The following is a 26,171-nucleotide window of genomic DNA, read 5'->3' on the forward strand; positions in this document are numbered from 1 at the left end:
TCCAAACCCGTTCTCAATCCCATACAACCTATATCCCATGGAATCCATTCTCATTGATACCGAAGAAATTACGTGGCACCCCGCTTGCCACGTAACGGATGTACCCGCCGACGGCGGAGCCTGTGTGCTCATCAACGGTCGGCAGATTGCCCTCTTTCACTACGCCCGACGGGGCAAATGGTATGCTACCGACAACGAATGTCCGCACCGGCAGCAAATGGCGCTGGCCAGGGGCATGATCGGCAGCCAGGGCGATGAGCCGAAAGTAGCCTGTCCATTTCATAAAAAGACGTTTTCGCTCGAAACTGGCAACTGTCTCACCGACAGCGAATACCAGATCAATACGTATCCCATCATGGTAAAAAACGAGTTCGTTTACATCGGACTCGCCGACTAAATATTGGTCATTACGTAGTCATTAGCTGCCTTGTCATTGATAGTCATTTAAGGTCAGCTCATCAATGACAGCGCAGCTAATGACTACGTAATGACCATGAATGACCGAAGAAAAAGACTATGCAGCAACTCGATCAGCAGGTAGCCCGCCGACTTACGCGCTTTTACGTCATTGCCCTGACCGTAATTGCGTTGTTGACCGTTAGTGGGCTTCTGTTCATCAAACACACGATCAATAACCTGAACGACGACGGCCGCGTGCTTAACGTAGCGGGTCGCCAGCGGATGCTCAGCCAGCGCCTGACCAAACTCATTCTTTTGCGCAGTACGGGCATACCCGCGGCCGATCAGGCCCCTTTCGATTCGTTGCTGAACGCGTGGAGCACTAATCATCAGCAATTGCAGCGGGGGGCGCTGGTCATGGAGCAAACCTACGTAGTGCGGAAAAGCGAACAACTCGACGCGATGTTTCGGCAAATTCAGCCGGTTTATCAGGCCATCTACGAAAGTTTTGTCCGCGTGAACGATGCCCGTAGTACGCCCGACCAGCAACAACGCGCTCTGCAGGTTATTCTCGCGCAGGAGCCTGCCTACCTCCAGCAAATGAACGACATCGTTTTTCAGTTCGATGCCGAAAGTTTCGCCCGCGTTAAGCACCTCGAACAGATTGAGTGGTTGTTGGGCTCCGCTACGTTGCTAACCTTGCTGGTTGAAGGCTTCCTGATTTTCCGACCGGTGGTTCGGCGGACCCAGCAGGTCATCCGGAAACTTGCCGAATCCGAAGAAGCCCTGCAACTGGCCAATAGTCGGCTGGAAGGGGCGAATCTTGACCTGGAAGCGGCAAATCGTAAATTACTGCAGACGCAGGAAGAGCTGCTGCGCACAACGGCCGAGAAATACCAGTTGCAGCGGGCGGAAGATATGGTCCGCTCGGCAGCGTTGATTGAAGGCCAGGAAGACGAACGACGGCGGTTCGCCCGCGAACTCCACGATGGCATCGGGCAAATGCTGACCGGCCTCAAGCTTATGGCCGAGAAGCTCAAAAAAAGTCCCTTGCCGGATGAAAAGCAACGAAAGCGGTTTGAAGAACTGTGCGGACTGATTCAGGACATAATCCAGACAACCCGCCAGATTTCGCATAACATTATGCCTTCGGTACTAGGCGACTTCGGGCTGGACGCTACGTTGCAGCTCCTGGCCGAACAAACGGCCAATTCCTCAGCCAGCCGGGTTACGTTTGAAGGCTCCGGCTCCGAAAAACGACTCAATCCACTCGTCGAAATCGGTTTATACCGTATTGCTCAGGAAGCGCTCAATAATGCCCTTAAATACGCTGATGCACAAAGCATTCGGATCAGCCTTCAACGTACTAAAGCGAAACTAACCTTAACAGTAGAGGATGATGGAAGGGGTTTTACGGTCCCAAACCAAACCCAGCCGCAGCCGCTGTCGATAAGTCATGGACTGGAAAATATGCGCACCCGCGCCCGCCTGTTGCAGGGCGACTTTACGATAAGTTCAAAACCTCGAAAAGGTACAAAAGTAATGGTCAGATTGACCGTACCCGATTCTTCCGCCAACTAACTATGCCAATACGACTGCTGATTGCCGACGACCACTCCGTAGTAAGAAAAGGCATCCGGACCTTACTCGAAGACGAAGATGATATTCAGATCGTGGGAGAAGCTACAGATGGCGACGAAGCCATTGAACTCATTGCCAGTAGTAAGCCCGATGTCATGCTGCTTGACATTACCATGCCCCGCATGTCTGGCCTGGAAGTAACGAAAGTTGTATCGCAGCAATATAGTACAGTACGCATCCTGATTTTCAGTATGCACAATAACCCAGACTACGTTCTAAACGCCGTTCGGAGCGGTGCAGCCGGGTACCTGCTGAAAGATACCCGCGAAGAAGAGATTTTGCAGGCGGTACGTATGGTCGCAACGGGCGAACTGTATTACCCACCAGGGGCGTCGTCAATTATTATCAAGCACTTTATTTCGCCCAACAACACCCTCACCAGCGATGAGTTAAGCTCGGTCAATACTGGATCGATCTGGCATAAAATCACCACACGGGAAGCCCAGATCCTCACCTGTCTGACCGAAGGTATGAGCAACCGCGAGATCGCCGAACGCTTCGATGTCAGCCCTAATACGGTCGCCAACCAACGAGCAAGCATCATTAAAAAGGCCGGGGTTAAAAACACCGTTGAACTGGTACGGCTGGCCCTCCGCGAAAAAAGCAACTAAGCAATTTATCTCCTGTTCGTCGCAACGATTATCTGATCGGCAACGTACCATTTGCCAGCCCGTTACGTTGACGCCCGTGCCAACTTTTTCATATTATTTTTTACCATTTTATAATTGATTAGACGGTATCGTCAACGGTTATACTCATGACTAATAGGTAACATATAAAGACGAAAAGTTACCCCTTCGTAATCATAGGTACATGCGTTTCCGATTTGTTTGATTGGTACTGTTTTTGCTAACATAATATTCTGTAAAACAGCCTGTTATGGAAGCACCCGGTGAACCTAATGAGCAGTTACCTCAACTGATTATAAATGTGTGGCCTGTATCTTTAGTGGATTGTGCCATGAATCCACTGCCCTCAGATATTGAGCAATTAGTCCACATAGCCCGTCAAACTGGCCATGAGTACGCTGATGCCTATGCTGTCTGGCGCATTTATCAGGGTCACCCGGAAGCTTATCTGATTGTCGATACAGTCCTGTGGATCGCTAAGAATCAGGACGTTGCCGTCATGTCGGCAGTAAGGTTATATCGGGACATTGAAAACCAGCTGGGTTAACCAGTCTACTGCTCTCTACAATAGGTCTCTCCCACCCTTCCTGATCTACGCTTTGCCCGACACTACGCTGTGAGGTTTATTACGACAACGATTTAAAGTCTCCTTTTCTCGCTATCCATAACACTACGGAACCGTATCGGTTATTAATGCAGGCAATCTGAACAACATGGAAACAATCTACGAGTGGCTCCTTCACAATACGGAAGATGAAGGAAATTATTTCACGATTCTGAACACAAAACGGCATACACAGGCAAGTCAATCGGAGTACCTGGACGTAATGGCCCGATCTAAAGACTTCACGGTTGTAAACCTGCTTATTTTTCCGCAACAATCCGCCGACTCATCCATTGACCCGACCTGGCTACAGGGCCGGACAGTAGCCAATCAATACGGGTTCGCTGCTGAGCAGGACGTGATCACGTTTCTCGGCAACGGGCAGACGCCTGACTCCGCAGGCGCCACGTCCGGTATTGGCGTTGCCGTATTACAGCCCGTTGGCGACGGAGGTGCTTTAATCTTTCCGCCTGAGCAGTAAGACTCTCAGCCGCAGTCAGCGTGTCTGGTCTGTTGTCGATACACTGCCTAAGTCGTCGATACCGGAGTAAAACTGATTCATAAAATAAGTAAAACCGCGCCAACTAGCCAATGGGACCGGTTTCCTTAGGGTGAATTGTACTTTTGCTGACCTCAATGCCGCATCGTATGGAATACAACTTGATAATGGTAGATGATGATGAAGATGACTTCCTCTTGTTGGCTACCCGGATTAAAGAATGTACACAAACGGTTAACCTAACACACATTAGCGACGCAGAGGAACTCTTCCAGCAAATGCAACTGGGGCCTTCACCGGATCTCATCATGATTGACGCCCGTATGCCGGTCGTAAAAGGAGAAGAATTGGTGAAGCGGATTCGCGATTCAGCAGCCTGGCGTCACATACCAATCATCGTCTGGACAGGCTCCATATCTGACGACGAGAATATTCGCCTGTACGAAGCCGGGGCCAACTCCGTTGTCTTCAAGCAAGACACCCTGGAGCAGATTCGCGCTTTGTGTCAATACTGGTTCGGATTAGTACGTCTGCCTACTGTTGGGCAACAGGCTTGAACATACGAAACGTCCGTCGTCATACTGCCCCGTTGAAGGATCAATCTAGCTACGTAGTGTACTTACGATAAGGAATTTATAAACATAACGTAACGCCTTTGTGGGCTAGCTTTCCGGCAGTGGTAAATCCGCTCGGAAGCTAGCCCACAAAGGCGTTACGTTAGTTGGTCAATACGATCGCAACCTTTTAGCCCTGTTGCTACGTAATAATTTCGGCAAATCCTGGCCGGTAACTTGTTAAGTCGGTTCCAGACCGCTCTAAAGAAAACCTCTACCAACTTACTTGAGCGAGTACGCTTTTACAGTATTATGGAAAAAAGTAGGCACGAACAGCAGTTTAGTCGATGAGTCATAGCCGATATCAGCCGAATTGATTTTTTGCGAAGACGTATCCAGCTTCAATTCCGGCGTACCGTCTGCACGGATATGCCAAATCTTTCCGCCCCATTCCGTTACCAGGTATTGCTTATCGCCCAGGGCCACAATACCATCGATACCACCCATGCCCTTGGCTATCGTGCTTAGTTGCTTCGTTGCGGGATTGAGGCTCAACAGCGATCCATCTCCGTTACCAATCAGCAATTGATTGTTTTCGAACAGCAGACCATTGGTGCCTTTGAGCGGAGCGCCTTCTAACACAAGATTCATCTTGCCACTGGTTAGGGCCCAGATTTTACTGTCGTTCGAGTCGGTGACGTACACCACGCCTTTCTGGCTGTCAACGGCAATATCATTGAGGAACTTAGCGCCCTGAACAGGATAGCGGTTCAGGATCTTACCGGTAGCCAGGTCTATTTCAGCGACCTGCGTCATTTCGGTAACGTAAAGTTTGTTTCCTAACAGCCCCATCCCTTTCGTTGAATTCAGGTTGTCGGTAAACTTCTGCTTGGTCACCTTACCGTTCAGGTCCAGTTTAGCAATATAGCTGCCTTTATTCTCAAGGGTTGGGTTGCCATTGATACAGGCAACGTACAGAGCTTTATTCTGAGGGTCGACCAATACACACTCAGGCGTTCGCAGGGTCGTATCGGTTTCCCAGACGGGACGTAACGTAACTGACTGTGCCTGGACACCGAAAGACAGACCTGCCAATACACTGCTCAATAAAAGTACAACGGATGTTTTCATGATTTTCTGTTTAAGCGCAATTAGAAAACAAGATACTGGTGCCTAGCCAAAGGCGTGGGCAAGATAATCAATTGCGCTTAAATCAGCCCTTGTTTACGGATTTATGGCCTATTACGTATTCAACCTGACAAGGCAACTTCCTGGTTCTTGTTTAAGTATAGTCGCACCGCTGCCGTATCTGACAAACTTAGTATACCGCTAAACCGGACCACTTCACTGTGCCCAGACCAGTGTCAGTCTGACGGCTGCCAGCAGTTCAACAGGTACGCTTAGTTACAGTTTTGCCGGACCCGGTTCGTCCACCGTTACGCAGGATGGAATTACTTTAGCTACGGTCAATGGCCCGGTACGTATACCGTACCGGTGAGCGGCATTAACGGCTGTACAGCAACGGCTACAATATAGGTGACGGACAGAACACCGTACTACCTAGTGTTATGCTAACCAACAGTAGGTCATTGTCGTTTACCAACGCCAGCGTGACGCTTACAGCTACAGAAGGAGCGGGCTACAGCTACTCCTTCAGCCAGGGCGCTGCTGAGGAGCAGTTCCAACACGTCCAGGATCACTAGAGCGGACGTTTACTCGGTAACCGTGACTCGGCAAGACAACGGCTGTACGGCTACAGCGTCTACGCCAGTGTTAGGTGGTAACAACCCAACGGTATTTCGGGGTAGAACGGCGGTGATTAACGTAACGGTCGATGGCGATCCTATCCGGTACGGGTGGTACAAGAACACGCTCACTAGTCCAAAACTCATAGAAACACCCCAGCTTTTTCAGGGCACGTCCACTAGTAGCTTAACGCTGATCAACGCTCAGACTAACACACAAGGAAATTTCTACCTGAAAGTAACGGACCGCTCAGGCACAGTGAGAGTATATGGTCCATATCGCTTAACCGTAGATGCGAGTTGCCAGGTCCGAGAGATAGCACAGTTAGAAGTACCGTTACATGCGGAGATAGCACCTAACCCCACTCAACAGGATCGCCTACGGGCTACCATTCATGGTGCAGAGGGACGTTCCTTGCAGGTTGAGCTGGTTGATCTGAGCGATAAGCCGATACGTCAGCAGCACTGGTCGCAGGCGAATAGTCAACAACTCATTGACTGGAATTTGCAAGCCCAAAGCTCAGGTCTTTACCTCTTACAGGTTATCAGTGAAGCTGGTGCGAGTATACCAGTCCAGCGGCAGAGCGTGAAGGTGATTAAGCCATAAATTGAATAGCTACCCAACAAACAGCCCGGCGCTAGGAACGTCGGGCTGTTTGTGCTTTACCTTCTTCTTTACTATTGGACTGATCATTATCGTGTCGCGTTACCCTATAGGCTAGCCTCATACTTACCGGTTACATTTTAGCCAGATTGGTATTAATCAAATCATGTAACCGTCGAAGTTTTATGGACACTGCAACTTATCTTACACGCTTAGTTCTGATTCTGCTGCTGCCGTTACTGGTAACCTCTCTCCCCCTTGTAACATTGCTTAAGCTAACGAATTTAGAACGGGTTCGGCAATCAACTTCACTGCTTTTTCTAAGCACAATAGGCAGTATACTAGTTGGTTGCGTCAGCACGTTAGCGGCATTTATGATCAGTTCTTCAGGTATGGCAGTAGGCACTCAAGGGAAAGGGTTGTGCGTAACCGGTGCCTTAACGTTTATTCTCGTTGGCGGGCTTTTTACCCTAGCAAGCTTAATAATAGGCTTTAGCAAATCAATATTGCAAGCCACACAGTAGCTGCTTCCTACTCGACAACTTAGTTATACTTAATTAAAAATCAAGCATAGTATGTCTGCCAATAAAATCACTTACTTTTTAAGTCTATTGATTCTTACGCCTTTCTTAACAGTAGGGCAAAAAGTAGCTAACTCCAAGACGGCAACCAGAATCATCGACCTCGCTGATAAAACTTTTATTCTGCGGGATGAGGCAGACACTAGTAGGACTGAAAATGACTTAAACCTTTATCTTATCTTATATCAGGATAGCAAGGCTGCATTCCGAGTCAAAAATGGAGATACAATTATTAAGGATAATCCACTTACCTGGCATTTAGTTGGGGATTCACTCTATATACAGAATAGTCCGATTCAAATAATAGCGGAAGGAAAGACACAAACCGTTGATCGTAATCCAAGTAAGTATTTTATTGAAAAAACCCCGGGTGGTTATCTTCTTAAAGAAAAGAACACTCAGACGTTATGGCTTGAGCTGAAGAAGCACAGTTACGAGCCTAGTACACTAAGGGAAAAAGCTACATTTGAAACAATTGTTGTACTAACGTTGTACCTAAAAGCAAATGAGCTAGATGACATCAAAGTTATCTAGCTCATTGTCAACGTGATCCCGAAGCGACTCGAACGCTTGACCGTCTGCTTAGAAGGCAGATGCTCTATCCAACTGAGCTACAGGACCTTTTTTAGATGTATTTGCCTATACCAGCAACATAATGAAGGGACAGAGCAAATACAATATGCACCAAAAGTACGCCGAATGGAAGTATTTTACAAAATAAGCGTTTCTAAATTGATTTTGGGCTTTGCTCTTCTCCGCTAACTTCGCTTTATGAAACACTCATACCCCCAAACTTTGGTTGCGTTACGTAACATTTACTTGCTGGTGGCAGTTAGCAATTGTACACTACCAAGCCTACAACAAGTACCATGGCCAAGGATTCTGACCTGAAAGTGATTTTTTACGAGCCTGGCTCAACGGATAAAGAAGGATCTGTACTAGCTGATGGCTATTTTAGTTTCGTTCCTTCCTTTAAAGAAGGAGATGCCATTAACGTAACCCGTTCGCGGAAAGGCGAGAAGAATAACACCGTTGGCAACCCCATCCAGCATAAAACGCATCGGGTGCTGTCTACAGATTGGGTACTAACGGTCAACGATGTTACGAAAGAAGCTCTGGCAACCCTGATCGTGTCGGTAACAAAGCTGGAACCGATAGAGATTACCCCGGAATTTCCGGGTATAGTTGGCACGCATGAGTAGCTAAAATAAGCAATCAACGTTCTCGACAACGTAGGTCTCATACATATCAAACAACGTAGTGCCGGTTAACCAACAGGTAAGATTCAGTTATCTTAAGCATCTTCCAATAACCAGCAGTGTCCTTTAGTCAGCGGCATATAACTCATCCCAGAAAATTTGCGTTTAGTACCCCTTTTTCGTTAACAAGCCGGTTGACTCGTTAGCTGAAGCATCAGTTGAGCTTGCAGGGTAAGCTTGTTTAAACAATCAGCGTGGGTGGCCAAGCCCTCTACTCCATTTAATTCATCGGCGTCAGCCAGTAAAACTTCTAACTGGTTTTCCATTTGCCAAATGTGAGCCAACAACTGCTTACTGGGACACAGTCCTACTGGCTTATTTCCCTGATTCAGATAAGCACTAACGAGCTGATAATATGACTGATTAAACGCGTCAATGGCGTCTATCCACTGGTTCTGGGAGAAAGAATTTATTGTCTTATTTATGAGTGCGCGGCCCATTGCAAGTACTCTTACGGTTAGTTTTAATATATACGTATTAATATGAGCACATAGATTTATAGCAAGAAAAAATTGACTAAAAGTCATAAAACATCAATTTATCAATTAATGATCATCTAATATTTACTAGCTCATCACATGCTATATTGACGGCAACCGACGTCACAAGTAACCAGCAAGAGGTATAAATCATACCTATCGCACCAATTCGGGCGCACATTATCTCGACAAAGGCATAACTGATACAAAGCCAACTGCCAATACATCAATAAACAGCCGGAGCGGTATAATTGAAGCGTAAAAATTCAGCAGCTGATACCGTTACACTAATCCGAATATGCAGATACAGAATGAATAGGATAGCAAAGACGATACTCGACCGAAAGGCATAAAAAAAGCACTTACCATTGCTGATAAGTGCTTAACTAGTGTGTCGGGGTGGCAGGATTCGAACCTACGACCTCCTGCTCCCAAAGCAGGCGCGATACCGGGCTACGCTACACCCCGAAGGTGGTTGAAAGTTTTCGAGTGCTCAGTTTACATCTTATCAGACATACAACCTGTTAACGCTCTAACCTTACAACTAATTTCTCCGCGGAGAGAGAGGGATTCGAACCCTCGGTACCGTTACCAGTACGACAGTTTAGCAAACTGTTCCTTTCGGCCTCTCAGGCATCTCTCCGTGCTCAACCATTCGTTTCCGAACGATTGGGACACAAAGATAGAGTGATTCTATCTTTTCAGCAAGAGGTAAGCCAGAAAATCTTTTCACAATCGCTAATTTCGCCCCTTTCCGACGGCAGTCCCGATACGCGATTAGCGTCGCATCAGCCTGATTACGAATCCAAATGAACTGGTTATACCCATTTTCGAGGACCGAACTTTTTTTTATAATTATTTTCATTTGCCTCTATGGTTTCTACATCTGGCGCACATTTTGGCTGGCTCGTCAGCTAAATACGTCGGCCTGGGGCGTGGTGCCAAAGTTTTTTTTGCGTAGTAGTTACCTCACCCTGCTGATCATTGCCCTATTAGGTCCGTCGTTCGGAGAAGCGAGCAGTGATCTGGTCGCAACCGGCCGGGATGCGTTTCTGATTGTTGATATTTCGCGGTCGATGGATGCGGGTGATATTGTACCGACGCGTCTGGAACGGGTGAAATACGACGTACAGCAACTCTGCGATACATTACCCGCCGATCGGTTCGGCCTGATTCTAGCTTCATCGGAATCCTTTGTTTTGTCGCCGTTAACCGCCGATCACGATGCACTCAAACAATTCACGCGCGAGGTGCACACGAGCGTTTCGCCAACGGGCGGCACAGATTTGTGCAGCGCCATCGAATTAGCCCGTCAGAAACTCCTTACCGACTCATCGACTCATCAGAGTGTTAAAGCAATTGTTCTCTTTAGCGATGGCGAGAATTTTACGTCCTGCGATCGCACAGAACTGGCCCGTTTACGCACGTTTGGCGTACCACTTATTACCGTTGGCGTGGGTACCGAAGCCGGATCATCCATCCGCGAAGGCCGCGACTTCGTGCGCGATGCCGATCGGCAGATTGTCCGGAGCCGACTCAACCGGGTATTTATGCAGGAACTCGCCCGCGACGGACGAGGTCAATACATCGAGGCCGACGCTGACGGACGCTACGTTAATGAGCTGGCAGGTATTTTACGATCACTGCATGGACGAGTTACTGACCAGAACCGAGTTGCCGTTTCGACCAATAAGTATTATTATTTTCTGCTTGCGGCTTTATTCTTGCTGGTCCTCGATCTGGTTATTACCATCCGGACTTTTCGGTTGTAAGTTCATCTCAGGGTTTCGTCTTATTTTTGGCCGGTCGAACGTTAGTACTGTATGATCTATCTGTTCATCTTCGCCTGGCTGTTTTGGGCTGATCCGCTGCCAGTAAACCAGATTTCACGGAATAATCAGGCCCGGCAGCAGGCCGAGCGAGCATATGAGACCGGTCGTTACGCCGAAGCGTTACGTTTGTATACATATTTGAGTAAGACCACAACTACGATTGATCCAGCCGTACGTTTAAACCTCGGTCATACGTATTTCAAACTACGCCGTTACAGCCAGGCAAAGCCCCAGTACCAAACCTTACTTCGCTCTGACCGACCAGATTTACGCACCGGAGCCGCTACCCAGTTGGGCGTACTGGCCTGTCTGGAGGGTGATAGCGCCGTTGCATTATCTTTATTTGAACAAGCCCTCCTGGAAAACCCCGATAATGAACCCGCACGGTACAATTTTGAGTTAATAAAGAGGTACTATTCTGGCAGAACTCCCCAAAAGAAGTCACGTCAGAAACCCAACGCCAATCAGCCAAATGAGGTCAATAAACCTCAGCCGTCGGGTGGGCAGCAGGTCGAACGATCCGAGCGTCAGGACGAGCTGTTACGTCGGTTCAAGCGTTTAAACCTGAGCGAAGAGCAGGCTTTACAACTCCTCGACGCGATGCAGAACGACGATCTGCCGTATGCGCTGACGCGGGCGGCCCGGCGCTCAACGAAACCAGCTCCCGAAGGCAATCGCTGGTAAACACGTTACATCAACATCCAATCATGAACGAAGTCGTAATTGTTTCTGCTGTCCGAACGCCGATTGGTGGTTTCGGTGGCGTATTATCAACGTTAACGGCCACCGAACTCGGCGCGGCTGCGATTAAAGGTGCCCTTAGCCGGGCGGGTGTACAGCCCGATCAGGTACAGGAAGTATACATGGGTAATGTCGTATCAGCCAACGTCGGTCAGGCTCCGGCCAAGCAGGCGGCATTGAAAGCTGGTATTCCCGCTAACGTCCCTTGTACAACCATTAACAAAGTGTGTGCATCCGGCACAAAAGCCATAATGCTGGCGGCTCAGACAATACAACTAGGGCAGGCTGACGTGATCGTAGCAGGCGGTATGGAAAGTATGTCGAACACGCCGTATTACGTACCGAAAGCTCGTTTTGGCTATAAATATGGCAACGCGGAGTTGGTCGATGGTTTAGCCCGCGACGGTCTCGTTGACGTGTATGACCAGTGCGCGATGGGCGTTTTTGCCGATAAGACGGCCGATAAATACGCCATTAGCCGCGAAGCGCAGGATGCCTACACGGTTCAGTCGTACCGCCGGGCGGAAGCCAGCACGCTGAACGGTACGTTCAGCGCTGAAATTGTGCCCGTTGAGGTGGCCGGTCGGAAAGGCAGCGTAACGGTTAGCGAAGACGAGGAATACAAGAACGTTATCTACGACAAGATTCCGACGCTCAAAGCCGCTTTCACCTCTGGTGGTACGGTGACACCCGCCAGTTCGTCGCCGATCAGCGACGGTGCTTCGGCGCTGGTAATCATGAGCCAGAAAAAAGCTGATGAACTTGGCCTGAAGCCCCTGGCGCGTATTTTGGCCTATGCCGATGCCGAACAGGAACCCCAATGGTTTACAACGGCTCCGACGAAAGCTGTACCTTTGGCCCTCGAACGCGCCGGTTTAACCACCGACGATATCGATTATTTCGAGGTAAACGAGGCCTTTGCCGTGGTGCCTCTGGCGTTTAGTGAACTTCTGAATGTACCTCAGGATAAACTCAACGTCTTGGGAGGTGCTGTATCCATTGGTCACCCGCTGGGTGCTTCGGGTGCCCGCATTGTGACTACGCTGACCAACGTATTGCAGCAAAACGGTGGCCGCTACGGAGCCGTCGGTATCTGTAATGGTGGCGGGGGCGCATCGGCATTAGTCCTTGAGAAGTTATAACGTCTTCCGTCAATCGACTAAAGATTTAACTAGCTGGCTAGAAGGCTGCCGTTTAGCCAGCTAGTGCGTATACGTGAAACCTGATAATTAAAACTGTGCCCATTCAAGAAACCAACTTCCAGTTTCCCGGCCAGACGGCCTTTTACCGCGGTAAGGTTCGCGATGTTTATTCGTTTCCGGATAAACTCGTGATGATCGCGTCGGATCGAATTTCAGCCTTTGATGTCGTATTACCCCGCCCGATTCCGTTCAAAGGGCAGGTGCTGAACCAAACAGCGGCTTACTTCCTGAAAGCAACCGCCGACATCGTGCCAAACTGGCTGCTCAACGTACCCGATCCGAATGTGAGCATTGGCCTGAAATGCGAACCGTATGCCGTAGAAATGGTGGTTCGGGGCTATCTGGCAGGGCACGCCTGGCGTCAGTACCGCGATGGGCATCGTACCTTGTGTGGAGTCGCCTTGCCGGAAGGCTTACGCGAGAATGACCGGCTTCCAACACCCATCATTACGCCATCGACCAAAGCCCACGAAGGTCACGACGAAGACATTAGTCGAGAAGAGATTTTAAGCCGGGGTATTGTCAGCGAAAGCGATTACGTTCAACTGGAACGCTACGCCTTGGCCTTGTTCGAGCGGGGAACGGCCATGGCCGCCGAACGGGGACTGATTCTGGTTGATACAAAATACGAGTTTGGCAATCTGGACGGAATGGTCTATCTGATCGATGAGGTCCACACGCCCGATTCGTCGCGCTATTTTTACGCTGACACGTACCAGGATAATCTACAGGCGAATCAGCCGCAGAAACAATTATCCAAAGAATTTGTGCGGGAATGGCTCATCACAAATGGCTTTCAAGGCAAAACAGGCCAGGCCGTTCCATCAATGTCGGATGAATGGGTCGCTCAAATTACGACCCGCTATATCGAACTGTTTGAGACCGTTACGGGTCAATCGTTTCAGGCCGCCGAGGACGCTGACCCCATTTCCCGGATCGAAGCCAATATTTTAGGGGCAATTCGTTAATACCTTAATCATATAACCGGGGAATGCCGTCGAACAACATTTCTCATTTCAGAGTATTCCTTTTAGATTGGCCGTTTCTATGAATTATACCATTGAAAAAAACGAACAATATGCCCTGATCCGCCTGGCCGAAAGCGCTTTTGAGGGGGATGTATCCACTGATTTCGAAACGTTGAGCCGTGTGCTGTTTCGAGAGGGGTACAGCAATATTATTGTGGATATGGCACCGGTTCAATCCGTAGACAGTGCGGGCATAATGGTTATCCGGAAGGTAAACCGGCAGTGTACGAATGAAGAGGGTTTGCTGGTGCTGGTAACAAAAGACGATACGTTGATCGAAACCCTTGATAAAGCAGGCATGAGCGACCTAACCATTCTGCCGACTGTAGAAGAAGCCATAGACGCCGTCTTCATGAATGAATTAGAGAACGATTTTCGGAGCGAGGACGACCAATATGACGCCGGATGAAGCATCGGCCGCGACTAAACCTGAGTCAGTGACCAGTCAGGTTTCGGACCACCTACGACCGGCACATTTGCCCTTTGCTCTCACTATTCTGGGAGCCGGATCCGCTACGCCCACGTTGCGCTTGCATCCAACGGCACAGTTGCTGCTCGTGGGTAGCGATTATATGCTGATCGACTGTGGCGAAGGCACGCAGCTGCGACTGATTGAGCAGAAAATCAGACCCGGCCGCTTACGTTATATTTTTATCAGTCACCTGCATGGCGACCATTACTTTGGCCTGGCTCCTCTCCTGTCTACGTTGAATCTGGGAGGCCGCACCGAAGATTTGTACCTGTTCGGGCCGCGCGGATTGGATGAAGTATTGACGACAATCTTTCGGGTATCTGATTCTCGGCTTGGTTACAACTTACACTTTCAGGTTGTTGACCCAACACAGCCTGCTTTACTGCTCGACCATCCACAGGTTACGGTGGAATCGATTCCGCTTCAACACCGAATTGATTGTACGGGCTACCTGTTCCGCGAGAAGCCGCCCAAACCGCACTTGTTACGCGAAAAGCTTCCGGCCGATGTACCCGTGCAGTATCTGAAGCAGTTGAAGGAAGGACAGGACATTGTCGATGCCGACGGGCAGATTCTTTACGCAGCAGCGGAATACACGGAACCGGGCCCGGCACCCCGCTCGTATGCGTATTGCTCTGATACGCGTTACGTAGAAGAACTGGTGCCGCAGTTGCAGGGGGTTGATCTACTGTATCACGAAGCTACTTTTCTGGAAGATAATGCCCAGCGCGCAGCTGAAGTATACCACTCTACGGCCCAGCAGGCCGCTACTATTGCCGTTAAAGCTCAGGTTGGGCGGCTGCTGATTGGCCATTTCTCATCCCGATACAAGCAATTCGACTCATTCCTGGACGAAGCTCGGGCAGTTTTTCCAGAAACCTACTTAGCCGAAGAAGGAAAGACGATTAACGTTTAGACAGATTGCGGAGTCAAAACGGTACGCCATGGCGGGGCTATGCCCACAACCTTATTTCAAAACAGATTAGCCAGCTTTAGTGAAGCTGGCTAATCTGTTTTTATTATCCTTTCTGCGTTACGGCCTGAAGTTTACCGTGGAGCGCTGGCCGCTGGTCTTGTGCACCGGTCAGTTTGGACAAACTGTTCTGGAAACTTATCTCAACGTCATCGGAGCCGTATTTGCACGTAATGGTATCGTAGTGAGCCGTTTCGATGAACCGCCAGGTCATCACAAACGTATTGGCGTCGCTCCAGGTGCCGCTGCCCGCTACTTTCGTTTTCGTTTCGCCCGGCACCGGAGTTGCCACTAATTTTAAAGGCGTCGTGGGGAACGTAGTTTCGCCATCGACCCAGCGGTTGATACCACAAGTTACCTGGTGATCCCCTTTATCGTCCTGCATCTTAAAAATGCACCCGTCCTTGCCGAACGTGAGCACTGCCGATTTTACCTTCGACGGGTTATCGTCGATGCTGAATACCTTACCGCTTACCTGCGCAGCAACGGGCGATGTTGATTGCATGATAGGTGGAGGCAGCGTCAAGGAAGCTAACTTTTGCTTTAACTCAGCCTGCGCGGTCTTATCTGGATTTCCACTGCCTTGAACGGCTGGTAAGATGTTGTTCCACACTTCGTCCAGAATGGCCTGCATATCGCCCGTTTCCGAGGTAATGGCGACAACCATATCCTGTTTAGGAATCACAATACAATACTGGCCGTAGGCTCCATCGCCCCGGTACGCATCATTCCGGCAGCGCCAGAATTGATAGCCATAGCCCTGTAGCCAGTCATTTTCTTCGGCTTTCCGCTTACCTCCCGCCGATTGTACCTGCTTCTGCGTAGCATCGGCAACCCAGGACTCTGGAATCAACCGCTTACCATTCCACATGCCTTTTTGCAGGTATAACTGACCAAATTTCGCGATGTCTTCGGTACGTACCCGAAGGCCCCAGCCACCGGTGTTAACGCCTTTCGGATCAACCTCCCAGTCCGCGCCTTCAATGCCGAGCGGATCGAACAGGCGAGGTTTCAGATAAGCCAGTACCGTTTGTCCGGTCAGTTTCTGAACGATGGCCGATAGCATGTAGGTCGCTCCGCTATTGTACACAAAATGCGTTCCGGGTTTATGCTCAACGGGCTGCGCCAGAAATGCTTTAACCCATTCCTTATTGTCATTACCCCGCACGGCAGGGGTCGAGTCCTTATCGTGACCCGTCGACATGGTCAGCAAGTCTTTAACGCGCATAGCAGCCAGGTTTTCGCTAACTGTTGCAGGCAGTTCAGATGGAAAAAACTTAACTACTTTATCCTCCACTGTCAGTTTGCCTTCAGCAACGGCCATGCCCACGGCTGTCGACGTATAGCTTTTACTGAGCGAATACAGCGTATGCTTGAGCTGTGGCGCATAAGGTGCCCACCAGCCTTCGGCCACTACCTGCCCATGGCGAAGCACCATAACACTGTGCACATGGAGCTTACTCTTCTCAACCGCATTCACAAAGTTCAGCAGCCCCGACGGCGATACACCCTGCGCTTCTGGCAAACTACGGGGCAGTTTAAATGAACGCGTCGGCGAAGCTAAACCGATACTATCGAAGCTGGAAGCAATACTAAGGCCCACTGCGCCGAAGCCAAGTTGCTGGAGGAAATCTCTGCGGTTAAGGTTCATAGGAATGAAAAAGCGTTTGCGGTATGTCGAGTGCCTTTGTTTGTGAAAGAAAGCACTTATAGGTTTATACTAAATCAGAACCGGGATTTAACTGATTTAAGCTGATTTAATTGATGTGCTAACGCTTTCAATGAAAGTGAATCAGATAGATCAATTAAAATCAGGTAAATCCCGGTTAATTTAATCAGTCGTCGGCAGGTTGTCGATATCGTCGGGCCAGTCGACACTCGGGCTGATGTATTGGGTTGACACTACGTTAACTTTGAAACCCGCTTCAAGCCACCGTAACTGCTCTAATGACTCAGCCTTTTCTAAAGGCGAGGGCGGTAACTGACTAATCTGTTCGAGAATGTCGGCGCGGTACGCATACAGTCCGACGTGCCGATAGTATGGATACTGAGTATGCCACTGCTCTCGGTCAATCCCGCGCAGATGCGGAATCGGCTCACGGCTGAAATACAAAGCCTCTTTGTTGGTTGTGAGCGCAATTTTCACTTCCTCATAACTGTGCAGCATAGCCGCTGACTCAACGCCTGTGCATTGGGTTGCAATCTGTACGTTACCATCCAGAATCGCCGTCAACTCGTCAATCTGATTCGGGTCGATGAATGGCTCGTCGCCCTGAATGTTAACTACGTAAGCCGAATCCAGCGTCGTGTCGCCTAACTCGGGTTGAAGTAGTTGAAAAGCCTCCCAGCAGCGGTCGGTTCCACTGGCGTGGTCGGCGCCGGTTATCACGGCCGTTCCGCCAAAGGCCTGAACTGCGTCTACAATTCGCTGGTCGTCAGTGGCTACGGCTAACCGGGTTAATGATTTAGCCTGGCTTGCCTGTTCCCAAACGAGTTGAATCATGGGTTTGCCATTGATGATGGCCAGTGGTTTACCCGGAAAACGCGTTGAGCCGTACCGAGCGGGGATAATACCGATAAACATGGTGTCGTTGATCTTTAGCCGTACTCTCGCACCCGCAGGCATGAGATTACGAACAAGTGAGGGGAAGGTAGCCCGACTATGCGCTAGCTTCCGTAAATTTGGAGCGAAATTAGCAAGACATACCGTTCCTTGTTGGCCTCATCGCCCAGAGTAGGTCTGCTTTGCCAAATTCTTAGTAAATAACTGTTTCCAGGAACAGTGTGCTGGCTGAAGGTACTCGTTGCCCGATTCGTCCGCACGTTATACTTTCATTTCCAACGTAAACACTTCTTCTATGCCCGGCATGGAGTTTTTTGGAGCCCAGGAGCGCGCCGAAATCAATGACGTTCTCGAAACAGGAATCCTGTTTCGCTATAATCACGAAGCACAACGTAACAACATCTACAAAGCCCGTGAGTTCGAAGCCGAAGTGGCTAAACTTGTCGGGGCTAAATACGCCCACGCCGTTGCCAATGGTTCGGCGGCTGCGCTCTGCGCGATGGTAGCCGCTGGCATCGGCGCTGGCGACGAAGTTATTGTGCCTCCCTTTACGTACATCGCCACCATTGAAGCGGTTCTGTTAGCGGGTGCTTTGCCTGTTTTCGCGGATATTGACGATACGCTCTGCCTCAGTGCCGACGGTATCCGCCGGGCGATTACGCCCCGTACGAAAGGCGTTTGTCTGGTACACATGTGCGGACAAATGGCGGATATGGATGCGATCATGGCCGTAATCAACGAACATAACCTCGTGCTGGTTGAAGATGCCGGACAGGCTATGGGCGCTAGTTACAAAGGCGTTTCAACGGGCCTGTGGGGCCGCGCGGGTGCCTACTCGTTCGACTTCTTCAAAATTGCTACGGCAGGCGAAGGCGGTATTTTCGTTACCAACGATGAGCAAACGTACAAATACGCCGATAACTTCTCGGACCACGGCCACGACCACATCGGGAGTAACCGGGGTATGGAGCAGCACCCCATCCTGGGCTTCAACTACCGCATCAGCGAGTTACACGCAGCCGTGGGCCTCGCCCAAACGCGCCGGGTGCCCATGATCGTTGAGCAAAATAACAAGCATAAAAAGCGGTTGATGGAACGGCTCTCGGGCGTATCAGGTATTTCGTTCGCGCGCATTCCTGATCCAAACGGCGATTCCGCTACGTTCCTGAACCTGCTACTGCCGAACGAAGCCGCAGCCCGTCAAACGGTTGCCGAACTTCAGGCGGCTGGCGTGGGTGGTTTCAACTACTGGTTTACGAACATGTACCACTTCATTAACCAATGGGATCATATCAAGGAAATGAGGACGGCTGCCGCTCTGCCCATCGAAAAATTGGGCGTTCCGCAGGATTACAGCAACCTCGATATTCCCCAAGCTCAGAGCGTAATCGGTCGGTTGATTTCGTTCGGCATTCGCGCAAGCTGGACCGAGGAAGAAGTCGAAATCCTGGCCAACCAAATCGAAGCCGCTGTTAACAAGGCTGTACCGGTAGCTGCTTAGTTGTCGGTCTAATCTGCCTCTTTTGTTACATTTAATCTACGCGTTAATGCATAAAAATTTTAAAGGCATCGAGAAGACCGTCTTCGGCCGGGGGAGTTTTGACCAGTTGGGCGATGTGCTGGCCCCGCAGCGAGTAGGCCCGAATCCGTACATGGTGTTTGTCGTTGATGCGTATTTCAAAGGCAAGCCCCTCGAAAAGCGCATACCCGTTCAGGAGGGTGACCTGGTGTATTTCATCAGCGTTGAAGAACACGAACCGACCACCGAGCAAATCGATACGTTACGTGACGAGATTCTCGGCAGCAAGGGTCTGCCGGCCGGTGTTGTCGGCATCGGTGGTGGTAGTATCATGGACATTTCCAAGGCGTTGTCGCTGATGCTGACCAACGAAGGATCGTCTACGCTGTACCAGGGTCTGAACCTGGTCAAGAAACCAGGCGTTTACCACGTGGGCGTACCGACCATTTCGGGTACTGGGGCCGAAGTATCGATGACCGCCGTGTTGACGGGTCCCGTTAAGAAGCTAGGTCTCAAATGCGAATGGACGGTATTTAACCAGCTTGTGCTCGACCCCGAACTCATTGCAACGGTACCGCGCGACTGGTGGTTTTATACCGGTATGGATACGTTCATCCACTGCATCGAGTCGGAGAATGGACAGTTCAACAATGCGTACTCGCATTCGTACGCGGAGCAGGCGCTGAGTCTTTGCCGTCAGGTCTACAAAGGTGGTCAGACACCCGAAAACGATGATAAACTCATGGTTGCGTCGATGATGGGTGGCCTGAGCCTGACCTACTCGGAAGTGGGCGTTTGCCATGCCCTGTCGTACGGTTTGTCGAAGATATTGGGCACGCGGCACTGCTATGCCAATTGCTTAATCATGAATCACCTCGACGATTACTATCCGGAAGGCGTCGCAGAATTCAAAGAATTAGCAGCCCTCAATCAGGTTGAATTGCCAACGGGTTTATCAGCGGAATGGGACGATGACACCATTACCAAGATGGCGCATGTCTCGTATAACCTGCCGCACATGTGGCGCCATGCCATTGGCGAGAACTGGGAAGAGCAGATTACGATTGATGGCCTAAAAGATTTGTTCCGACGCTTGTAAGCCTAAGCCTTGCAGCGTTCTTTTAACTAAAACCAGTACAAAAAATGGAAAAGAAAATTGTTCGTGTTGGCGATATTGATTGCGGCTCAGAAGAGTTATTCCTGATTTCAGGTCCCTGCGTAATCGAAGACGAACACACCATGATGACGGTTGCCGAGCAGTTGAAAGAGATTTCGGAACGGCTCAAAATCAAGATCATCTATAAATCATCGTTCCAGAAAGACAACCGCTCCAGCCTCGATTATTACACAGGTCCCGGTCTGGAAAAAGGCATTGCGATTCTTGCCAAAGTAAAAGAGCAGTTCGGCTTCCCGCTGCTGACCGACATTCACTACCCCGATCAGGCCGCGCCCGTTGCCGAAGTGGTCGACGTATTACAGATTCCGGCGTACCTGTGTATGCAGTCGACCTTGATCGTAGCTGCCGCGAAAACCGGACGTATCGTCAACGTAAAACACGGTCAGTTTCTGGCACCGGACAACATGAAACACCCGGTGAAGAAGATCGAGGACGCTGGCAATAATCAGATTATCCTGACAGAACGGGGCTATACGTTCGGCTACAATGACCTTGTCGTTGACCCTCGCAGTTTCTTCCATATGGCGAATACGGGCTATCCAGTAGTGTTCGACGTAACACACGCCATTCGTAAATATGGCATTCCATCGTCGAGTGCGAGTGGAGGAGCACGTGAATACTTACCGGTTCTGGCTCGTGCCGGTGTCGCTGCGGGTGTTGACGGCCTGTTTGTTGAGGCTCACCCCTGCCCTTCTGAGGCTTTGTGTGATGCAGCTAGCCAGCTGAACATCGGTCAGCTCGAAGAGTTCCTCAAGCCCCTGCTTGAACTGCACGCCGTAGCGGTTAAATACTCTTCAGCTCGGCCGGTATTGGCTTAGGTTATCTAATCGATTAGAATATTTGCTGACGTCTAGCCCAGCTATGACGTCAGCTTTTTGTTTATACGCCTTCAAGATAAAGTCTGCGGATTTTTTCTCCTCGAACGCTACCTCTGTTGTACCCCTCCCAACCTCCCCTACAAGGGGAGGAGTTTTCTAGCAAGCTAGTTTAGTTCTGCTCCTCCCCTTATAGGGGAGGTCGGGAGGGGTATCTCCGGTTGAGGTTCAACGTATATACTCCTTAGCATCAGCTTTTTATCTTTACTAAACAAACCACACGGCTCCTGACAGTAGCAATAAGCTATCTACGTAGCCATAATACCAGTAATCGGACGTTGTATGACGCAATTGGTTTGTTACGAATACTAGCAGAATGACGGGCAGCGCTGCTCTTGTCAACTGATTAGCCGAGAAGCCATGTTCGTACAGTTGAAAGAGCGTAAAGGTAAAGCCCCCCACAAGCGCCGAAAAAAACAGAGTCGCCTGTCGCTCGTTCATGCCAGCGACCAGGGTCAGAAAACGCGATTGCCCATCTTCCGCCCGATCTCGGTAATCGAACCAGAAGCAAACGCAGTAGAGCCAGAAAAACCGGTTAAGCGCCCACCAGTTCATGCGCTCCTGCCAGTCCGAAACGGTCATCAATAAGGGCAACAGCACCGTTACGTATGTCCAGGCCGCAGCCAGATATAATGTTTTCAGAACGGCAACTTTACGCAGATAGATAAACGGGTATCGATTGATCTTCGGAGCGGTATACAGAAACGTAACGATAGCCGCGGGCAACCAGTACAACCAATACGCCCGTAGTTGCCAAAGCAAGAGTATCACCACCAGCGCAGCACAGATAAACAACGTAACCAACAGCCTTCGATGCGCGTCGATCCAGTCTAATCGACGGCGAGATGTATCAACTGGCAGCGTCAAGTAACTGTGCAGGGAGTAACTGCATAAGGCCCCCGCAAATGATAATCCCCAGAACGGCCGGGGCAAATCAAGCGCAAATACAGAAGCCGTACCGGCGGTCATAACCACGGCGCAACCCGCAATGAATACATTGCTGAACAGCAGATAATCAATAACGGTCTGGCCGATACGTAGCAAACGATTCATCAGTGTATAAAAAACTGCCGGACTGGCTAAGCTGTTCATCTTCTTTTCGGAACGGCGAGCGCACGAGCATGCCGGTATCAACAAAATCCGGACAAAGCCTTACCGTAATTCAACGTTTATGTGCCGTTGCTAAGTTTGGGAGATGTAGCCACGGGATTCTGTTTATATTTAGCCCAAATTATTCGCCTTTCGTTCATGCTGGCTTTTCGCCTGGGATTCTTAGATATTGGCTGGCTCGATTTACTCGATATTGGCCTGGTTGCCTTACTGATCTATCAGATTTATAATCTCGTCCGGGGGAGTGTCGCCAGTCGGGTTTTTGTTGGTTATCTGCTGGTTTATCTGGCGTACTTGTTAGTTAAGGCGCTCGGTCTGAACCTGATGACCACCATTCTTGAGTACTTCATCAGTGTCGGTGCGCTGGCCCTGATTATTATTTTCCAACAAGAAATACGGCGGTTTCTCCTGCTGATCGGTAAATCAACAAATCTGACCAACAGTCGCTGGCTGCGTCGGTGGTTATTGCGGCAAACAAACCCGGCCGACCTCCAGACGCCCCTCAAACCCATTCTGGAGACCTGCAAATCGCTGAGCACCGAGTTTTCGGGTGGCCTGCTGGTGCTGCAAAAAAATGACGATCTGGATAAATTCGTGCGATCGGGCGAGATTATTGAAGCCGACATCTCCAAGCAACTGCTGCTGGCCATATTCAGTCAGTACAGCCCATTACACGATGGCGCGGTGATCATTGGCGACGGTCGCATCCGGGCGGCCCGCTGCATTTTGCCCGTATCCAACGACGACGAATTGCCCCCGGCTCTGGGCTTCCGGCACCGGGCGGCACTCGGCATGAGCGAAGCCACCGACGCGGCCATCATTGCCATTTCTGAAGAAAGCGGCAGGCTGACGCTGGCTCTTAATGGTGAGCTATTTACCAATTTGCCGTTGGCTGAGTTGGAAGATCGGCTCGAACGCTACCTGCGCGAACCGGGCGCGGCCCGATAAACCTTTCTTATCATCTGTCGTTTGAGTAAGAAAACACTCACCGATTTATGCAACGATTCTTACGGCGGGCTGCCTTATCGGTAGCCTTATTGATCAGCAGTATTTCCCTTGTTTCAGCGCAGTTCCGGCTCGATCTTGAATCAGGGGTAGTACTGGGTACTAACTACAACGACGTCCGCATACCGAACGTAGGTGGTACTCAGTTCGACCTCTCGTCCGACCTCTCGGAAAAGCCAAAAGTGTTTTACCGCGTGCGGCTTGGCTATACCATCAACAATCGGCACACGATTTCAGCCCTTTACGCTCCCCTTACAGTTCGGTACGGGGGCAACTTCAATCGCGACGTAACGTTTAACAACCTTCTTTACCCGGCCGGTCAGGCGCTCACGGGTTACTATGAATTCAACTCGTACCGGCTTACCTATCGCTACGACATCGTGGCGCGGGAGCGCTGGCGCGTCGGATTGGGCCTAACGGCCAAGATCCGCGATGCCAACATCCGGCTGGCTGGCGAATCGAACAACCGGGATACAAACTTCGACAATGTCGGCTTTGTGCCGCTGGTTAATTTCTATGTAGCGTACCGCCCAACGCAACGCCTGGGATTACTGCTGGAAGGCGACGCCCTAGGAGCAAAACAAGGGCGGGCTGAAGACATCTTCGGGGGAATAACGTATCAGGTAAGCGATAAAATCGGGCTGAAAGGCGGCTACCGGGTTTTAGAAGGCGGTGCCGATACCGAAACCATCTACAACTTCACCTGGATCAACTACGCATCCGTGGGCATACTGGCCACATTCTGATACGACCAGGAGTCGCCGGTCGGGGAGTCGCGGGCAAGAGAGCTGGGCGACCTTACAAGCTGGCGACTCCCGACGTTTTGCCGTTAATACTCTAACAGAACGGGCAGCTTTTTGGCCTGCTCCACAAAATCACTCACCTGCTCTACCGAAGGCGGTCGTTGGGTAAACTGACGTTTTTTGTTGATCTGAATCAACGTAGCGTGCAAATTCTGGGGCACCCGGTGGGCTAATTCTCTCACTGTATCAACTCCTGCTTCTTCCATTAAGTCGCTGTAAACGCGACCAATTCCTTTGATCCGGGCTAAGTCAGCCCGATTCGCTAACTCCAGAATAGCCGCAGCATCAACCCCCGAGGCCGAGGCCAGGGCCTTTCGCCCCTGAGGTGTTTTTGCCGCTTCCAACAAGGCATTTCCGTCAACTAATCCCTGCCCTTTTAAGGCGTTTAGAACTGCTTCCGTAACACCACGCAGTTCTCCCAATGTAATACTCATGACCATTGGATTATAGGTTAAAATTTGAGGATACTACCTGACCTTCAGGCTTCTATACACAATTTAGCGCAGAAGGTACTTACGCCGGGTGTCGTTTACCAAAAATTTCTTTTGAGCGGTAAAGCTCTCAGGGTGCAATTGGCTAAACTCCCGCTCCCATTCAACGTAACGGTCCGGCTCAGACTGCCGAAAGCGGGCAGCGTCGATCTTTTTCTGGATAAGGTATTCGTCAAATGTCATGCTTGTTTCGGCCCTATTTAACGGCTTTCACTCGGCAACGCTTTGTCCCAATGAGCAACGCAACCGGGCGGCTAGTTGCTTTAACCATTTATCGAAGCGCCACGTATTGTAATGAAGCTTTACTTTTTGCTATAGACGATTCCAGAAAAAACTTACGCCAATAATTAGCACAAGACCAATCTGGATTGCCGTTACTACGTAGATATAATTTGCGTTGCCCCTCGACTCGCTGATCAGGTCTTCGCCTACTGACAACTGTAAGGCTGACAGATCAGCCAGCGTTTGGGCTACCTGATTAAACGCCGTGCTACCGGTCCCCGCAACGAAAGCCTGCCGGGCTTTCGGCAAATCGGCTATGTTCGTGGTAAATTCTCCTTCTAGCTGATTATAAGCAGCCAGGCGTTGTTTCAGCAGATTCAACTGATTCGCTTCTTTGTCAGTCAGTTTTGTCCGGTCAAATTCGACCAGCAACGAATCAATCTGGCGGTTAATCCGCTCCAGCCTGGACCCCACCATGCCTGCATCAGACTGGCCGCTATTCACCAGATAAGGTTCAAGCAGCAGCCGCTTCTGATACACCCGTGAAGTTAGTTTGGTGATGATGGCAGTAGGCACCAATCGGTCTTTGAAAATGGAAGCCGATGCTTCCTGAATCTCGTTGACGGTACGACGACTCAGAAAAACGCTTGTCAACACTAATGCTAATAAACTAATGATCAACAAAGTAATCCGTGTACGCGAACGATTATTGAGGTCTTTTTCCATACGATTCTTAAAATTAACGGTTGCGATTGGGCAGCAGGCAAGCGTTGATATAACGTACCTGCACCCATTACCGGGAGAGCTGACTACCCTATCTCACAGCCAGTTTTTGCAGCATCTCGTCGGTGACGGACTCGCTGGAAACGCCATATCCGTTGACCAGTAAGCCTTTCAGTCCATATCGCTCCGACGAAATGGCGTACAAGATGGCCATATCCGACGGGTCACTCGGGCCTTCAAAGCGATAGAAGCTGTCAACCACGAAGTCATCCGCAAAGATTTTGTACTGACCATTGCGGCATTCTAGGCATTGTTGCAGCAAATTGAAGTCTTCTACGTAGCCTTGCTGCCGTAGTTCATTCATCGTTCCGGATAAGGTGACGTAAGGGTTCATCGGTTAGCTTTTTGGTTTGACTAGCACTCGGCTGTCAAGTTAGGGAA

At 50.0% G+C, this 26,171-nt stretch carries 30 protein-coding genes and 3 tRNA genes; 21 read left to right on the forward strand and 12 right to left on the reverse strand.

Annotated features, from left to right (window positions below; all coding sequences use genetic code 11):
* Positions 1-37: 37 nt before the first annotated feature.
* From nirD to ACYVIY_RS22185, 6 genes are all read left to right on the forward strand, one after another.
* Positions 38-397, forward strand: a complete 360-nt coding sequence (gene nirD, locus ACYVIY_RS22160) for a nitrite reductase small subunit NirD (RefSeq protein ID WP_460978585.1) — start codon at positions 38-40, stop codon at positions 395-397.
* A gap of 119 nt (positions 398-516) precedes the next feature.
* Entirely contained in the window at positions 517-1,980 is a 1,464-nt protein-coding gene (locus ACYVIY_RS22165) for an ATP-binding protein (protein ID WP_460978586.1), read from the forward strand.
* Positions 1,981-1,982: 2 nt separating this feature from the next.
* Positions 1,983-2,651: a response regulator gene (locus tag ACYVIY_RS22170; protein ID WP_460978587.1), complete on the forward strand. Its 669-nt coding sequence runs from the start codon at positions 1,983-1,985 to the stop codon at positions 2,649-2,651.
* Between the two features lie 349 nt (positions 2,652-3,000).
* Entirely contained in the window at positions 3,001-3,216 is a 216-nt protein-coding gene (locus tag ACYVIY_RS22175) for a hypothetical protein (RefSeq protein WP_460978588.1), read from the forward strand.
* 166 nt (positions 3,217-3,382) lie between these two features.
* Positions 3,383-3,754 carry a hypothetical protein gene (locus ACYVIY_RS22180; RefSeq protein WP_460978589.1) on the forward strand — a complete coding sequence of 124 codons (372 nt, stop codon included), beginning with the start codon at positions 3,383-3,385 and terminating at the stop codon, positions 3,752-3,754.
* A gap of 167 nt (positions 3,755-3,921) precedes the next feature.
* A complete protein-coding gene (locus tag ACYVIY_RS22185) occupies positions 3,922-4,329 on the forward strand; it encodes a response regulator (protein ID WP_460978590.1) in 408 nt (135 codons plus the stop codon).
* A gap of 279 nt (positions 4,330-4,608) precedes the next feature.
* On the opposite strand, the gene ACYVIY_RS22190 is transcribed toward ACYVIY_RS22185, so the two are convergent.
* Positions 4,609-5,457, reverse strand: coding sequence for an NHL repeat-containing protein (locus ACYVIY_RS22190; RefSeq protein ID WP_460978591.1), 849 nt, complete (start codon positions 5,455-5,457; stop codon positions 4,609-4,611).
* 437 nt (positions 5,458-5,894) lie between these two features.
* Between ACYVIY_RS22190 and ACYVIY_RS22195 the strand changes: the two genes are divergently transcribed.
* The 3 genes from ACYVIY_RS22195 (at position 5,895) to ACYVIY_RS22205 (ending at position 7,790) form a co-directional block, all read left to right on the forward strand.
* On the forward strand, positions 5,895-6,029 hold the full coding sequence (locus ACYVIY_RS22195) for a hypothetical protein (protein ID WP_460978592.1): 135 nt from the start codon (positions 5,895-5,897) through the stop codon (positions 6,027-6,029).
* 22 nt (positions 6,030-6,051) lie between these two features.
* The gene (locus ACYVIY_RS22200) at positions 6,052-6,678 is read left to right on the forward strand and encodes a T9SS type A sorting domain-containing protein (RefSeq protein ID WP_460978593.1); all 627 of its coding nucleotides are present in this window, start codon (positions 6,052-6,054) and stop codon (positions 6,676-6,678) included.
* A gap of 572 nt (positions 6,679-7,250) precedes the next feature.
* Positions 7,251-7,790, forward strand: coding sequence for a hypothetical protein (locus ACYVIY_RS22205; RefSeq protein ID WP_460978594.1), 540 nt, complete (start codon positions 7,251-7,253; stop codon positions 7,788-7,790).
* 13 nt (positions 7,791-7,803) lie between these two features.
* Here the strand turns inward: ACYVIY_RS22205 and ACYVIY_RS22210 are convergent.
* A tRNA-Arg gene (locus ACYVIY_RS22210) sits at positions 7,804-7,877 on the reverse strand.
* Between the two features lie 248 nt (positions 7,878-8,125).
* On the opposite strand from ACYVIY_RS22210, the gene ACYVIY_RS22215 reads away from it, so the two are divergent.
* A complete protein-coding gene (locus tag ACYVIY_RS22215) occupies positions 8,126-8,458 on the forward strand; it encodes a hypothetical protein (protein ID WP_460978595.1) in 333 nt (110 codons plus the stop codon).
* Between the two features lie 179 nt (positions 8,459-8,637).
* Here ACYVIY_RS22215 and ACYVIY_RS22220 read toward each other — a convergent pair whose 3' ends face one another.
* The 3 genes from ACYVIY_RS22220 to ACYVIY_RS22230 all read right to left on the reverse strand — a co-directional run bounded on the left by ACYVIY_RS22220 (position 8,638) and on the right by ACYVIY_RS22230 (position 9,637).
* Positions 8,638-9,042 carry a hypothetical protein gene (locus ACYVIY_RS22220; protein ID WP_460978596.1) on the reverse strand — a complete coding sequence of 135 codons (405 nt, stop codon included), beginning with the start codon at positions 9,040-9,042 and terminating at the stop codon, positions 8,638-8,640.
* Between the two features lie 346 nt (positions 9,043-9,388).
* Positions 9,389-9,462: transfer RNA gene (locus ACYVIY_RS22225), tRNA-Pro, on the reverse strand.
* A gap of 88 nt (positions 9,463-9,550) precedes the next feature.
* Positions 9,551-9,637 (reverse strand) — tRNA-Ser (locus ACYVIY_RS22230).
* A gap of 166 nt (positions 9,638-9,803) precedes the next feature.
* On the opposite strand from ACYVIY_RS22230, the gene ACYVIY_RS22235 reads away from it, so the two are divergent.
* The 6 genes from ACYVIY_RS22235 (at position 9,804) to ACYVIY_RS22260 (ending at position 15,185) form a co-directional block, all read left to right on the forward strand.
* Positions 9,804-10,766, forward strand: coding sequence for a vWA domain-containing protein (locus ACYVIY_RS22235; RefSeq protein ID WP_460978597.1), 963 nt, complete (start codon positions 9,804-9,806; stop codon positions 10,764-10,766).
* A gap of 51 nt (positions 10,767-10,817) precedes the next feature.
* Positions 10,818-11,510 carry a tetratricopeptide repeat protein gene (locus tag ACYVIY_RS22240; RefSeq protein ID WP_460978598.1) on the forward strand — a complete coding sequence of 231 codons (693 nt, stop codon included), beginning with the start codon at positions 10,818-10,820 and terminating at the stop codon, positions 11,508-11,510.
* A gap of 23 nt (positions 11,511-11,533) precedes the next feature.
* Positions 11,534-12,709: an acetyl-CoA C-acyltransferase gene (locus tag ACYVIY_RS22245; protein ID WP_460978599.1), complete on the forward strand. Its 1,176-nt coding sequence runs from the start codon at positions 11,534-11,536 to the stop codon at positions 12,707-12,709.
* A gap of 95 nt (positions 12,710-12,804) precedes the next feature.
* Positions 12,805-13,737 (forward strand): phosphoribosylaminoimidazolesuccinocarboxamide synthase, encoded by a 933-nt coding sequence (locus ACYVIY_RS22250; RefSeq protein WP_460978600.1) that lies wholly within the window; start codon positions 12,805-12,807, stop codon positions 13,735-13,737.
* 79 nt (positions 13,738-13,816) lie between these two features.
* Positions 13,817-14,206, forward strand: a complete 390-nt coding sequence (locus ACYVIY_RS22255; RefSeq protein ID WP_460978601.1) for an STAS domain-containing protein — start codon at positions 13,817-13,819, stop codon at positions 14,204-14,206.
* Positions 14,193-15,185: a ribonuclease Z gene (locus tag ACYVIY_RS22260; protein WP_460978602.1), complete on the forward strand. Its 993-nt coding sequence runs from the start codon at positions 14,193-14,195 to the stop codon at positions 15,183-15,185. The genes ACYVIY_RS22255 and ACYVIY_RS22260 overlap by 14 nt, the downstream gene beginning before the upstream one ends.
* A gap of 103 nt (positions 15,186-15,288) precedes the next feature.
* On the opposite strand, the gene ACYVIY_RS22265 is transcribed toward ACYVIY_RS22260, so the two are convergent.
* Positions 15,289-16,893 carry a serine hydrolase domain-containing protein gene (locus tag ACYVIY_RS22265; protein ID WP_460978603.1) on the reverse strand — a complete coding sequence of 535 codons (1,605 nt, stop codon included), beginning with the start codon at positions 16,891-16,893 and terminating at the stop codon, positions 15,289-15,291.
* A 180-nt stretch (positions 16,894-17,073) separates the two neighbouring features.
* Positions 17,074-17,826, reverse strand: a complete 753-nt coding sequence (gene kdsB / locus ACYVIY_RS22270; RefSeq protein WP_460978604.1) for a 3-deoxy-manno-octulosonate cytidylyltransferase — start codon at positions 17,824-17,826, stop codon at positions 17,074-17,076.
* 283 nt (positions 17,827-18,109) lie between these two features.
* Here kdsB and ACYVIY_RS22275 point away from each other — a divergent pair, with 283 nt between their 5' ends.
* Genes ACYVIY_RS22275 through kdsA form a run of 3 tightly spaced genes read left to right on the forward strand, consistent with a single transcriptional unit; the run spans position 18,110 to position 21,319 of the window.
* Positions 18,110-19,306 (forward strand): DegT/DnrJ/EryC1/StrS family aminotransferase, encoded by a 1,197-nt coding sequence (locus tag ACYVIY_RS22275; protein WP_460978605.1) that lies wholly within the window; start codon positions 18,110-18,112, stop codon positions 19,304-19,306.
* Positions 19,307-19,352: 46 nt separating this feature from the next.
* Positions 19,353-20,423 (forward strand): iron-containing alcohol dehydrogenase family protein, encoded by a 1,071-nt coding sequence (locus tag ACYVIY_RS22280; RefSeq protein ID WP_460978606.1) that lies wholly within the window; start codon positions 19,353-19,355, stop codon positions 20,421-20,423.
* A gap of 44 nt (positions 20,424-20,467) precedes the next feature.
* The gene (kdsA, locus tag ACYVIY_RS22285; RefSeq protein WP_460978607.1) at positions 20,468-21,319 is read left to right on the forward strand and encodes a 3-deoxy-8-phosphooctulonate synthase; all 852 of its coding nucleotides are present in this window, start codon (positions 20,468-20,470) and stop codon (positions 21,317-21,319) included.
* A gap of 264 nt (positions 21,320-21,583) precedes the next feature.
* Here the strand turns inward: kdsA and ACYVIY_RS22290 are convergent, their stop codons facing one another.
* Positions 21,584-22,429, reverse strand: coding sequence for a UbiA prenyltransferase family protein (locus tag ACYVIY_RS22290; protein WP_460978608.1), 846 nt, complete (start codon positions 22,427-22,429; stop codon positions 21,584-21,586).
* 195 nt (positions 22,430-22,624) lie between these two features.
* Here ACYVIY_RS22290 and cdaA point away from each other — a divergent pair, with 195 nt between their 5' ends.
* Together cdaA and ACYVIY_RS22300 are read left to right on the forward strand one after the other, a co-directional pair.
* Positions 22,625-23,434 (forward strand): diadenylate cyclase CdaA, encoded by an 810-nt coding sequence (cdaA, locus tag ACYVIY_RS22295; protein ID WP_460978609.1) that lies wholly within the window; start codon positions 22,625-22,627, stop codon positions 23,432-23,434.
* Positions 23,435-23,481: 47 nt separating this feature from the next.
* Positions 23,482-24,237, forward strand: coding sequence for a porin family protein (locus tag ACYVIY_RS22300; protein ID WP_460978610.1), 756 nt, complete (start codon positions 23,482-23,484; stop codon positions 24,235-24,237).
* Between the two features lie 83 nt (positions 24,238-24,320).
* On the opposite strand, the gene ACYVIY_RS22305 is transcribed toward ACYVIY_RS22300, so the two are convergent.
* The 4 genes from ACYVIY_RS22305 to ACYVIY_RS22320 all read right to left on the reverse strand — a co-directional run bounded on the left by ACYVIY_RS22305 (position 24,321) and on the right by ACYVIY_RS22320 (position 26,124).
* Positions 24,321-24,728: a DUF4332 domain-containing protein gene (locus tag ACYVIY_RS22305; protein WP_460978611.1), complete on the reverse strand. Its 408-nt coding sequence runs from the start codon at positions 24,726-24,728 to the stop codon at positions 24,321-24,323.
* A 63-nt stretch (positions 24,729-24,791) separates the two neighbouring features.
* Positions 24,792-24,968 (reverse strand): hypothetical protein, encoded by a 177-nt coding sequence (locus tag ACYVIY_RS22310; protein ID WP_460978612.1) that lies wholly within the window; start codon positions 24,966-24,968, stop codon positions 24,792-24,794.
* Between the two features lie 129 nt (positions 24,969-25,097).
* Positions 25,098-25,733: an MCP four helix bundle domain-containing protein gene (locus tag ACYVIY_RS22315; RefSeq protein WP_460978613.1), complete on the reverse strand. Its 636-nt coding sequence runs from the start codon at positions 25,731-25,733 to the stop codon at positions 25,098-25,100.
* A gap of 88 nt (positions 25,734-25,821) precedes the next feature.
* The gene (locus ACYVIY_RS22320; RefSeq protein WP_460978614.1) at positions 25,822-26,124 is read right to left on the reverse strand and encodes a phosphoribosylpyrophosphate synthetase; all 303 of its coding nucleotides are present in this window, start codon (positions 26,122-26,124) and stop codon (positions 25,822-25,824) included.
* Positions 26,125-26,171: the final 47 nt, after the last annotated feature.

The sequence above is a fragment of the Spirosoma knui genome (assembly GCF_054780635.1).

Bases quoted from the DNA above. Each gene is read 5' to 3' on its own strand.
- kdsB (WP_460978604.1), bottom strand. From the start codon at position 17,826: ATGTTTATCGGTATTATCCCCGCTCGGTACGGCTCAACGCGTTTTCCG.
- ACYVIY_RS22245 (WP_460978599.1), top strand. From the start codon at position 11,534: ATGAACGAAGTCGTAATTGTTTCTGCTGTCCGAACGCCGATTGGTGGT.
- ACYVIY_RS22215 (WP_460978595.1), top strand. From the start codon at position 8,126: ATGGCCAAGGATTCTGACCTGAAAGTGATTTTTTACGAGCCTGGCTCA.
- ACYVIY_RS22305 (WP_460978611.1), bottom strand. From the start codon at position 24,728: ATGAGTATTACATTGGGAGAACTGCGTGGTGTTACGGAAGCAGTTCTA.
- ACYVIY_RS22300 (WP_460978610.1), top strand. From the start codon at position 23,482: ATGCAACGATTCTTACGGCGGGCTGCCTTATCGGTAGCCTTATTGATC.
- ACYVIY_RS22195 (WP_460978592.1), top strand. From the start codon at position 5,895: ATGCTAACCAACAGTAGGTCATTGTCGTTTACCAACGCCAGCGTGACG.
- ACYVIY_RS22180 (WP_460978589.1), top strand. From the start codon at position 3,383: ATGGAAACAATCTACGAGTGGCTCCTTCACAATACGGAAGATGAAGGA.
- ACYVIY_RS22280 (WP_460978606.1), top strand. From the start codon at position 19,353: ATGCATAAAAATTTTAAAGGCATCGAGAAGACCGTCTTCGGCCGGGGG.
- kdsA (WP_460978607.1), top strand. From the start codon at position 20,468: ATGGAAAAGAAAATTGTTCGTGTTGGCGATATTGATTGCGGCTCAGAA.
- ACYVIY_RS22310 (WP_460978612.1), bottom strand. From the start codon at position 24,968: ATGACATTTGACGAATACCTTATCCAGAAAAAGATCGACGCTGCCCGC.
- ACYVIY_RS22290 (WP_460978608.1), bottom strand. From the start codon at position 22,429: ATGAATCGTTTGCTACGTATCGGCCAGACCGTTATTGATTATCTGCTG.
- ACYVIY_RS22165 (WP_460978586.1), top strand. From the start codon at position 517: ATGCAGCAACTCGATCAGCAGGTAGCCCGCCGACTTACGCGCTTTTAC.
- ACYVIY_RS22235 (WP_460978597.1), top strand. From the start codon at position 9,804: ATGAACTGGTTATACCCATTTTCGAGGACCGAACTTTTTTTTATAATT.
- ACYVIY_RS22240 (WP_460978598.1), top strand. From the start codon at position 10,818: ATGATCTATCTGTTCATCTTCGCCTGGCTGTTTTGGGCTGATCCGCTG.
- cdaA (WP_460978609.1), top strand. From the start codon at position 22,625: ATGCTGGCTTTTCGCCTGGGATTCTTAGATATTGGCTGGCTCGATTTA.
- ACYVIY_RS22190 (WP_460978591.1), bottom strand. From the start codon at position 5,457: ATGAAAACATCCGTTGTACTTTTATTGAGCAGTGTATTGGCAGGTCTG.
- ACYVIY_RS22320 (WP_460978614.1), bottom strand. From the start codon at position 26,124: ATGAACCCTTACGTCACCTTATCCGGAACGATGAATGAACTACGGCAG.
- nirD (WP_460978585.1), top strand. From the start codon at position 38: ATGGAATCCATTCTCATTGATACCGAAGAAATTACGTGGCACCCCGCT.
- ACYVIY_RS22220 (WP_460978596.1), bottom strand. From the start codon at position 9,042: ATGACTTTTAGTCAATTTTTTCTTGCTATAAATCTATGTGCTCATATT.
- ACYVIY_RS22255 (WP_460978601.1), top strand. From the start codon at position 13,817: ATGAATTATACCATTGAAAAAAACGAACAATATGCCCTGATCCGCCTG.
- ACYVIY_RS22260 (WP_460978602.1), top strand. From the start codon at position 14,193: ATGACGCCGGATGAAGCATCGGCCGCGACTAAACCTGAGTCAGTGACC.
- ACYVIY_RS22205 (WP_460978594.1), top strand. From the start codon at position 7,251: ATGTCTGCCAATAAAATCACTTACTTTTTAAGTCTATTGATTCTTACG.
- ACYVIY_RS22265 (WP_460978603.1), bottom strand. From the start codon at position 16,893: ATGAACCTTAACCGCAGAGATTTCCTCCAGCAACTTGGCTTCGGCGCA.
- ACYVIY_RS22185 (WP_460978590.1), top strand. From the start codon at position 3,922: ATGGAATACAACTTGATAATGGTAGATGATGATGAAGATGACTTCCTC.
- ACYVIY_RS22275 (WP_460978605.1), top strand. From the start codon at position 18,110: ATGGAGTTTTTTGGAGCCCAGGAGCGCGCCGAAATCAATGACGTTCTC.
- ACYVIY_RS22175 (WP_460978588.1), top strand. From the start codon at position 3,001: ATGAATCCACTGCCCTCAGATATTGAGCAATTAGTCCACATAGCCCGT.
- ACYVIY_RS22315 (WP_460978613.1), bottom strand. From the start codon at position 25,733: ATGGAAAAAGACCTCAATAATCGTTCGCGTACACGGATTACTTTGTTG.
- ACYVIY_RS22170 (WP_460978587.1), top strand. From the start codon at position 1,983: ATGCCAATACGACTGCTGATTGCCGACGACCACTCCGTAGTAAGAAAA.